Consider the following 8,952-nt stretch of genomic DNA (forward strand, 5'->3'; position numbering starts at 1 on the left):
GCGATGAGCCTCGGCGCGGAGTCGCAGCCCGCGGGCTGGAGCGTCTGGTTTCTGGCGGCGCGTCCGAAGACCTTGTTCGCGGGTATCTCGCCCGTGCTCATCGGCGTTGCGATGGCCGCCGCGGACGGTGCGTCCCACATCCCCGCCGCCTTATGTGCGCTGTTCGGCGGCATGCTCATCCAAATCGGGACCAATTACGCCAACGACTACTTCGATTTTGTGAAGGGGACGGATACGGAGGAACGGCTCGGGCCGACGCGCGCGACGCAGGCGGGGCTGGTCACGCCGGCGCAGATAAAGGCCGCCGCCGCGATTACGTTCGGACTCAGCGCCGCGATTGGCCTGTATCTTGTTTATCGCGGCGGTTGGCCCATCGCCGTGATTGGCGTGCTCTCGATTCTCTTCGGGGTGTTATACACCGCCGGGCCGTATCCGCTCGGCTATATCGGTCTTGGCGACGTTTTCGTGCTGGTGTTTTTCGGACCGGTGGCCGTGGGTGGCACGTACTATGTGCAGGCAGTGACCGTAACCCCGGAAGCGCTTTTCGCCGGGCTTGCGCCGGGACTACTCGCAACGGCCATTCTTGCCGTGAACAACCTGCGCGACATCGCGGGCGACCGCAAGGCGGGAAAACGCACGCTCGCGGTGCGGTTCGGGGCCGCGTTTGCCCGTGTCGAATACATCGTTTGCGTACTCGTGGCGTGCTTCCTGACGCCCGCCGGGCTGTGCCTTGGAACCCGCGGCCACTATCCCGCGCTCGTGTCGTGGCTCGCGTTGCTGGTGGCGGCGCCCAACATCAGGAGCGTGCTGCGCGAAGAAGGACAGGTCCTGAACCACACGCTTGCGGGGACCGGCAAATTGACGTTCCTCTTCAGCGTCCTTTTTTCCGTGGGCTGGCTCTTATGAAAATCACGCGAACGTTTGTGTATCGCTATGAACTGCCGCTTCGCGCGCCCGTGGTTACGGCGCGGGGTGCCCTGCGAACCCGCGCCGGGTGGCTGCTGTGTCTGGAAACGGACAACGGGCTCAAGGGCTGGGGCGAAGCCGCGCCGCTGACGGGCTTCAGTCCCGAAACGCAGGAGGAAGCGGCGCGAGGCCTAATCGAGTGCGCGGACAAGCTGCGGGACTGTGGTCTGGTGGATGCATTTGCGATGCGGAGGACTTCCGCGTTCTGCCCCTCCGTTTCGTTTGCGCTTGAAACCGCGGTGCTGCGTCTGGCCGCGGGCGTCCTGCAGGTTCCCATGCGCCGCATCATGGCCGAACAAAGCGCGGAGACCGTACGCGTATGCGCGCTGCTGCCGGACGGCGACCCCCGGGTTGCGCGAAACGCGAAAGCCCGCCTGGGCCAGGTGCCCGCCGCGGCGAAACTGAAGGTGGGCCGCGGTTCGCCGGCGGACGACATTGCCGCCGTGCGGCAGGTTCGCGAGGCCCTCGGCCCCGATGTCGCGATTCGGGTGGACGTCAATCGCGCGTGGGACCTTCCCACCGCGCTGAATTTCGCGGGCGAGACCGCGTCATGCAACTTGGCGTATCTCGAGGAGCCGCTGCGCGACTGGCGCGACCTGCCCGCCTTTGCAAGCGCATGCCCCGTGCCCTATGCGCTTGATGAGACACTGCAGGAGAATAAGGATTACCTCGCGACGCTGCTGTTGAGCGGCGGGAAGGGCGCGAATGCCTATCTGGACCACGTCTTGCGGGGGGCGCGCGCCTGGGTGGTCAAGCCGTCGCTGATGCATTTTCACGGGCTGGTCGAATGGCTGCGCGAGGTGGAGCCGCCGCCATACGTCGTGGTCAGCGGCGCCTACGAGTCCGGCGTCGGCATGAGCGCGCTCGCGCAATACGCCGCGGCCATCAGTGGTCCCGGCATCGCCGCCGGTCTTGATACCTATCACGTGCTCGGCCGTGATGTACTGCGCGAGTCTCTGGACTTCGGCGGCGAGATACAGATGGTTGCGCTGGACAGGCCTCTCGACCTCGACCCGGGCTGCCTGGAGTGCGTGTGGGATGGCTGAGTTCGAGTGCCCGTTGCACGCTGCCGCCCTGGAGACGCCCTGCGCGCCCGCACTGGTGTCCGGGTCGGGCGCACTTTCCTTTCGGGATGTTGAAGTTCGCGTGCAGGCGACGGCCGCGGCGCTTCGAAACGCCGGGCTCCGGCCAGGCGGGCGCGCCGCTTTGCCAGGCCGGGCGAGCAGCGGGGACATTACCCTGTTTCTCGCCTTGTTACGCGCGGGCGTGGTGGCATGCCCCGTGAATCCTCGCTTTCCGGAAGCTTACGCCATGGCGCTCCTGGGGCGCGTGGGCGCGCAGCGCCTCCCGCCGTTGCCGGACGTTCCCTCCGCCGGCGACGCCCAGGTGGAAGCCGCGCCGCCTCGAATTCCCGAAGACCGTCCCGCCACTATCATTTTCACGTCGGGCAGCGCGGGCTCGCCCAAGGCTGCGCTGCACAGCTACGGGAATCATTGCCACAGCGCATTGCAGTCCAACCGCAATATCGCGCTCCGGCCCGGCGACTGCTGGCTCCTCTCGCTGCCGATGTTTCATGTTGCCGGAATCGGGGTCCTCTTCCGGTGTCTTGTCAGCGGCGCGGCAGTTGCCGTGCCAGAAGACAGGGAGCCCATCGAAGCCGCGGTCGTCCGTTACGGCGTAACGCATCTCTCCCTGGTTGCCACGCAACTTCACCGCCTGCTGCAATCGGAAGAAGGCCGTGCCGCCTTGCGCCGGGTGCGGGCCATCCTGCTCGGGGGCAGCGCTTTTCCCGATGGACTCGTGCGAGAAGCCTTTGCGCTCGGCCTTCCCATCTACACCAGTTATGGTCTCACGGAAATGGCGTCGCAGGTGACTACGACGCGCGCCGGTGACCCGCTTGACCGGCTCTTGACCTCGGGCGCGCCGCTCAGCCCCGGCAACCTGCGCATTTCCGGGGACGGCGAGATACTCGTGCGCGGGAAGACGCTGTTTCTTGGCTACGTCGATGGCGAGCAGGTAATGCGGTCCCTGACGGAAGACGGCTGGTTTGCCACGGGTGACCTCGGCGCACAGGACGCGCAGGGATACCTCGCCGTAACGGGCAGGCGCGACAACATGTTCATTTCCGGTGGCGAGAACATCCAGCCTGAAGAGGTCGAACGCAGCCTCTGCAAGTGCGTCGGCGTGTGCGAGGCGCTGGTGGTGCCGGTTTCCCATGCCGAATTTGGGGCTGTGTCGGCCGCCTTCGTCCGCTATGCGCCGGGAACCGCGCGCGACGAAGCGGGGTTGCAGCGCGAACTCGAAAAAGCGCTCCCCAAATTCAAAGTGCCGCGCCGGATCCTGCCTTGGCCGGAAGACCTGGCCGGGCTGGGCATCAAGCTGGGCCGGAAAGCATTTGCTGAGCGCGCGTCAGTACTTCTTTCGGGGTAGCTTGCTCGAAATGAGGTCTGGTTGCTTCGGGCGATGACGGGAATTGGCCGATAGTGCCAAAATTCGCGCTGCCGTTGGGGAATTCCGCCGAAAAATGCAAGGCCGCCCGCTCCCGCGAACGGCCTTGTGAAAACGCGGCTTGATTCAGGCAGGCCAGCCCATTCGGGCTTGCTTGCGCCGCAGCGCGTGCAGCCGCTTCATCTCTTCGAACGCTTCCTGAGCGCAGGTGGGGCAGTACCCGTGGCTCACGTCGGTGTTGGGTGGGAGAGGCGTCCTCGGCGCTGCCCAGATGACCCCCCTTCGCACCTTTCCGCATACGCAACATTGAACTACCATGTTCCAAGCCTTTCCTGTTAGCGGCGCCTGTCTTGAAGGAAGCAATTCTCATGCCATCTCCGCCTGCCCGCGGCCCGGCTGCGGCAAATCCGCGCAGAACAAGGCTCCCGAGTGTTGCCGACGCAAACGGTCCGTCCCACAGTAGTGCAGCATTTTCCGACTTGGTGACAAATTGTGCCTGTCGAATCGCCGGTTTCCTGCCGAAGAACGCGTGCACATGCACCATGCCCCTTGAGTGTTCGAACATTTGTCTGCCTGCAACGTCAACTATTCAACGATTTGTCAAGGCATGCAGTTGACATGAATGGGAGTGACGTCCGGGCGTCCTGTTCCCTTCGCGGCCCCGAACGGCAGCAACGTCTCCATGCGCCCTGCAAGCTCTGCCAAGAGTGTCTCTTGCCTATTGCAACGCACCCGGGCACAGCGGCATTCCCGGGGATGGGGCGCAACGGTCTACCCGCGAACGCGGATGGTTCGTTTACAGACATTACACCGCATCGAATCGCCCTGGAATGACGGCGCCAGTTGGTGCACTGCGCCACAGGCGCACTTGAAGGACGTCCACTGGCCGGGCTCGCGCGCAATCTCGAGCACTTCCTGCGAGGGTGATTTGGCCTTGGCCAGCGGAATGACTGCGTCTGCGCCTTGCGAGCCTGCCGCCGCGACCGTCGCCAGCGCAGTCAATTGCGCGACGGGCACTTGCAGGTCCTTGCCGCAACGCGGGCAGCCGATGTGGTTCTGCTTGAATTCGGGCGGAATCTTCACTTTCATGCCGCACGCGCATGCCAGAAACAGGAACTGGTTCACCTTGCGCAGGATGTCGCCTGTCTCGCGCATGCGTTGCCGCGCGTCTTTCGGCGCCGGCGCCGCTTCGCCCGACGGCCCGCGCACCGGCACCGGAGTTGCCTCGGCCAGCGCGGAGGGCGGCAGCCTGCCCGCGCGGCCGCCTTCGGTCTTCTTCCAGGCTTCCTGATAGTCCGCGAAGGCCGCGCCGCCGGCCATCGAACGCAAAATGCGGACGCGCTTCTCAATGGGCGGGTGCGTGCTTGTCAGACTGAACGCCGCCATGCGCCCCTTTTCCAGCGGGTTCACGATGAACATGGGCGCGGTCGCACGCGACACTCGTTGAAGCTTTTGCGTGTCTTGCGCGAGCAGTTCCAGCGCGGACGCCAAACCCTCCGGATAGCGCGTGAACACGGCCGCGCTTGCATCGGCGAGGTATTCGCGCCGGCGGGAACATGCGAAGTAGACCAATTGCCCGAGTATGGGCGCAAGTATGGCCAGAACGATCGCAGCGACGAGCAGAATCGCCTGTGCCTGGTTGCCGCCGCGCCGTCCGCCGCCGCCGTAGCGGCGCGACATGCCGGAATGGAACATGCCGCGCAAGAACAGCTCGGATAGCAGCACTATCGCGCCAAGCATGATGCCCACGACGGTCATATACCGGATGTCCTGGTTCTTGATATGGCCGATTTCGTGGGCAATCACGCCTTGGAGCTGGTCGCGGTTCACTTGCGCGAGCAGTCCGCTCGTGATGGCCACGGCCGCCGTCTCGGGATTGCGGCCCGTGGCGAAGGCGTTCATGGCCTGGTCGTGAATGATGTAAACGCGCGGCATCTTCGGCAGGCGCGACGCGATGGTCATTTCCTCGACCACGTTGAAGAGCTGCGGATGGTCTTCCTTCTGGATTTCCTGAGCGCCGCTCGCCGAAAGCAGGATGCGGTCGCCCTGCGCGTATGTGACCAACGTGAGGATAATCCAGAGGCCCGCTGCCGCGATAAGACCGAAGAACAGGCCGTCCGGCGTGAGTATCGCTCCGCCGATTCCCGCGCCGAGCGCCGCCAGCAGAAGCAGCATGACGAAGACCAGTACTACCGACCTGCGCTGGTTTGACCGTATCTGTTCCCACATGGCGTTTCTCATGTCCTCTGGCGCCGCATGACCGCGGCGCCGTCGTGCGCATCAGTCTACCCCCGTAGCGTCGCGAATGCGAATCATGCGTCCGCAGCGAGTGCACGTCATGCGCGGCGCGTCAAAAAACGGCGACAACTGATTCTCGCCGCCGCACACGCACCTGAAGGTCAGCCACGCTTCGGCGGGCCGCGCGATTTCGGCCGATTCCTTGACCCCGTTGGCCGCCTGCGCTTGCGGCAGCGGCCTGGCCGAGGGCAGGCGCACGTCCTGGCCGCAGCGAGGGCACGCCACGTGGCCGCGCGCGTGCCACGGCGGCAGCTTGATGCGCATGCCGCAGGCGCAGGTCAAGAACGTGTATCCGTTGACGCCCCGGACCAGGTCGCCGGCGTTGCGCAGTTGCCGCCGGACTGTCTGGGCGGCCGCTGCGGTCTGGGTATGCGCTTCCCGGATGGGATAGACGCTGATTTTCACGGCCGCGTTCCGGGGAAACAGCCGCGCCGCCGTGCCGGCGGCCTGCTGCCATGCGCGCTCGTAGCGCTCGAAGGAAACGGCGCCGTGGATGCCGCGCAGGATGGCTATCCGTTGCTGGACCGGCGCATGCGTGCTCGCCAACAGTAGCGGCGTGTGGATGCCGTGCTCTTTCCGGTAGGGATTCAGCGTGCAGAGCGTCGCGATGCGCCGGTTACGTTGCAGAAGCGTGTGAACGTCGCCTGCCATTACGTACAGGCCCGACGCGAGCCCCTCCGGATAGCGTGTGTACACAGCGGCGCATGCGTCGGCGAGGAAATCGCGGCGCCGCGCCGTGCCGAAAAGAAGCAACACGGCGTACACCGGCGCGAGCAGGGCCAGAAATCCGCTGCACGCTTGCAGGATGCGGTGCGCCGGGGTGAGCCGGGGCGCTTCCCCGCCAAACCGCCCCGCGTTGCGCCGGAGCGCCGGCGCCGTTGCGGCCCAGCCCGGCCCCCGTGCGGCGCCCGTCATGAGGCTGGCCAAGGTCAGGAACAGCACGTCGCCGTTGGCGATGTGCGCTGTTTCATGCGCGATGATTCCCTGGAGTTGGTCGCGGTTCAACCGCGCCAGTGCGCCCGACGTGACGGCGATGGCCGCGTTGTCCGGGCCAAAGCCGGCCGCGAGCGCGTTCATCGCCGGGTCATCGATCACGTAGGGGCGCGGCATGCGCGGCAGCGCCGCTGCGAGGCTCATTTCCTCAACGACATTGTAGAGTTGCGGATGGTCTTCCTTGCGCAGGGGCCGTGCGCCCGCGCTCGCGAGCAGGATGCGATCTCCCTGCAGGTACGTGATGACGGTGAGGAAGATCCAGATGGCTGCCGCCGCTTCGACGCCCAGAAGCCCCGCCATCGGGTGAAACCCGCTGCCCATCCGCGAGCCCGTCGTTGCCGCGCGCCACGCGTCGAACACCCATGCGGCGCACCCGCCGCCGATGAAACCCGCCGCGACAAAGAGAGACAGGCTCAGCGCGGCCAGCGCCGCTGCGTGTGCGCGATTCAACCGCACCAATGCCCACATGCCGGGAATTCGCCTCAGAACGCCTGCCTGGTTACAGGGAAGCCGCCTGCAGAACAACCTGCAGCGTGCCAACCATGCCATGACCGTGCCAACAAGTTCCAGCCCCCTTGGCTGCGGCTATCGGCCCCGCCATGCTTCCGTACGAATGTCTCAAATTAATCTGGTGCGGGGGACCTTGCGGTCGCAAGACCGGACCAGGTATCAGGACCGGAATCAATCCCTTGCCTTGACGCGCCAGAGGGTGAGGTAGAGAGCGACGGAGACCACGGCGGCGCTGAACCAGAACACGGTGGCGCGGTGGAAGTCGTGGATTTCGGCGCCGTATTGAGTCATTCGGCCGGCCTCGATGAGCGCGCCGCTGATGCGGTCCTGTATGGACGCGCCGACGTAGGCGAAGAAGCCGACGAAGCCCATGGCTGCGCCCGCGGCGCGTTTCGAGCAGATGTCGATGGCGATGAGCCCGCCCAGGAAAACAAGCAGGCCGCCCAGGCCGAACCCGAACGTGGCGAGTCCCACGAAATGCCACGGGCTGAAGGGCTTGTAGACGGTCAGGTGGTCCGTGCGGAACGCCTGCGCGAGGGCGAGACGGAACGCGGCGCTGCCGCCGGTCGTGCTCGGTTTGCCCACGTTCATCCGGTATTCGACGCGATAACCGGTCCAGGGGATGTGCCGGCCGGAGGGCTTGACCTGCCAGATAACGTGAATGTCATGTGCCGAGACTTCAGAAAGGCTTTCGACAACGGTTGCGTCAGCCTGAACGGCGAGTCCCTGCGCGCGCAGGGCATGGGCGACGTCGCCGGCGAGCGGACCGGGCGTTAGGCGCGGCGCGAGCGCGGAGTCGACGGTCGTGAGGAACGTCGACGGCGCGAGGAACAGGATGGCGAGCCCGGCGATGTTGATACAGCCGTAGAGCAGCGTGGTCACGTTGCGCCGTGCGCGGAAGAAGAAGTCCGAGACGATGCCGGACGACAGCGCGCCCAGGGTTTCGATGAGCTTGGCCCAGAAGAGGATCATCCCCGCGCTGATGAGCGGGTAGCCTTTGGCTTCCTGGAGGTAGATGACTCCCCAACTGTTGATGCCGTAGCGCGCGACGTAGATGGCCATGCAGCACAGGCCGAGCACCCAGACGTAAGGGTTCTTGACTACCTCGAGTTGCGCGTCGCGGACGGATATGGCGGGCTCGCGCGATTCCTGCGTGTGATCGTCCTTGTAGTCGGCGATGGGCGGCAGGCCGTAGGTCTGGGGCCGGTCGGCGAGCAGGCGGAACATCAGGAGCGCCATAATCGCCGAGACGGCGCCCGCGGTCCAGAATCCTTCGCGGTAGCCGTAATGTGAAACGATGGTGGCGGTGATGGCGAAGGTCAGACCCTCGCCGATGCTGTGCGCGGTGCTCCAGATGCTGTAGCGGGTGCCGCGCTCGCGATTGCTGAACCATTGGGCGATCGCCGCGCCGCTGGGCGCCGCGCCCATGGACTGGAACCAGCCGTGTATGGCCCAGAGCGTGACCAGCACGGGCACGGACCAATGGAACCCGAAAGCGAAGACGATGCCCGCCGACACGAGCAGCCCGGTCGACATGAACCGCCCGATGTGGCTCCGGTCGGCCAGAAAGCCGTTGACGAACTTGCCGACGGCGTAGGTGAGCAGCAGTGCGGAGCCGATGCGGCCCAGGTCGTCCGCGTTCACGAAGCCTGCGTCGATCATGGGCTTCTTGGCGACGGCAAGCGCGGACCGGCACACGTAGAAGAAGCTGTAGCCGATGACGAGCGTCCAGAAGAC

Annotated in this window: 6 protein-coding genes; 3 read left to right on the forward strand and 3 right to left on the reverse strand. The window is 65.6% G+C overall.

What is annotated here, in order from left to right; all coding sequences use genetic code 11:
* The first annotated feature begins 3 nt into the window (after positions 1-3).
* Genes KA184_11000 through menE form a run of 3 tightly spaced genes read left to right on the forward strand, consistent with a single transcriptional unit; the run spans position 4 to position 3,396 of the window.
* Positions 4-906, forward strand: a complete 903-nt coding sequence (locus KA184_11000; protein MBP8130094.1) for a 1,4-dihydroxy-2-naphthoate polyprenyltransferase — start codon at positions 4-6, stop codon at positions 904-906.
* Positions 903-2,012 carry an o-succinylbenzoate synthase gene (gene menC / locus KA184_11005; GenBank protein MBP8130095.1) on the forward strand — a complete coding sequence of 370 codons (1,110 nt, stop codon included), beginning with the start codon at positions 903-905 and terminating at the stop codon, positions 2,010-2,012. The genes KA184_11000 and menC overlap by 4 nt, the downstream gene beginning before the upstream one ends.
* Complete coding sequence (menE, locus tag KA184_11010; protein ID MBP8130096.1) at positions 2,005-3,396, forward strand: o-succinylbenzoate--CoA ligase; 1,392 nt, start codon at positions 2,005-2,007, stop codon at positions 3,394-3,396. The genes menC and menE overlap by 8 nt, the downstream gene beginning before the upstream one ends.
* A 789-nt stretch (positions 3,397-4,185) precedes the next feature.
* Here the strand turns inward: menE and KA184_11015 are convergent.
* From KA184_11015 to KA184_11025, 3 genes are all read right to left on the reverse strand, one after another.
* A complete protein-coding gene (locus KA184_11015) occupies positions 4,186-5,643 on the reverse strand; it encodes a M48 family metallopeptidase (protein ID MBP8130097.1) in 1,458 nt (485 codons plus the stop codon).
* A 51-nt stretch (positions 5,644-5,694) separates the two neighbouring features.
* Positions 5,695-7,173, reverse strand: coding sequence for a M48 family metalloprotease (locus KA184_11020; GenBank protein MBP8130098.1), 1,479 nt, complete (start codon positions 7,171-7,173; stop codon positions 5,695-5,697).
* A gap of 213 nt (positions 7,174-7,386) precedes the next feature.
* Positions 7,387-8,952 (reverse strand): MFS transporter (locus tag KA184_11025; protein MBP8130099.1); only part of this gene is annotated, 1,566 nt, incomplete at its 5' end.

Source organism: Candidatus Hydrogenedentota bacterium, assembly GCA_018005585.1.
Classification (GTDB): Bacteria; Hydrogenedentota; Hydrogenedentia; order Hydrogenedentales; family JAGMZX01; genus JAGMZX01.

Excerpts from the sequence above, each read along its gene's own strand:
- KA184_11000 (MBP8130094.1), top strand. The coding sequence starts at position 4 with ATGAGCCTCGGCGCGGAGTCGCAGCCCGCGGGCTGGAGCGTCTGGTTT.
- menC (MBP8130095.1), top strand. The coding sequence starts at position 903 with ATGAAAATCACGCGAACGTTTGTGTATCGCTATGAACTGCCGCTTCGC.
- KA184_11015 (MBP8130097.1), bottom strand. The coding sequence starts at position 5,643 with ATGTGGGAACAGATACGGTCAAACCAGCGCAGGTCGGTAGTACTGGTC.
- menE (MBP8130096.1), top strand. The coding sequence starts at position 2,005 with ATGGCTGAGTTCGAGTGCCCGTTGCACGCTGCCGCCCTGGAGACGCCC.
- KA184_11020 (MBP8130098.1), bottom strand. The coding sequence starts at position 7,173 with ATGTGGGCATTGGTGCGGTTGAATCGCGCACACGCAGCGGCGCTGGCC.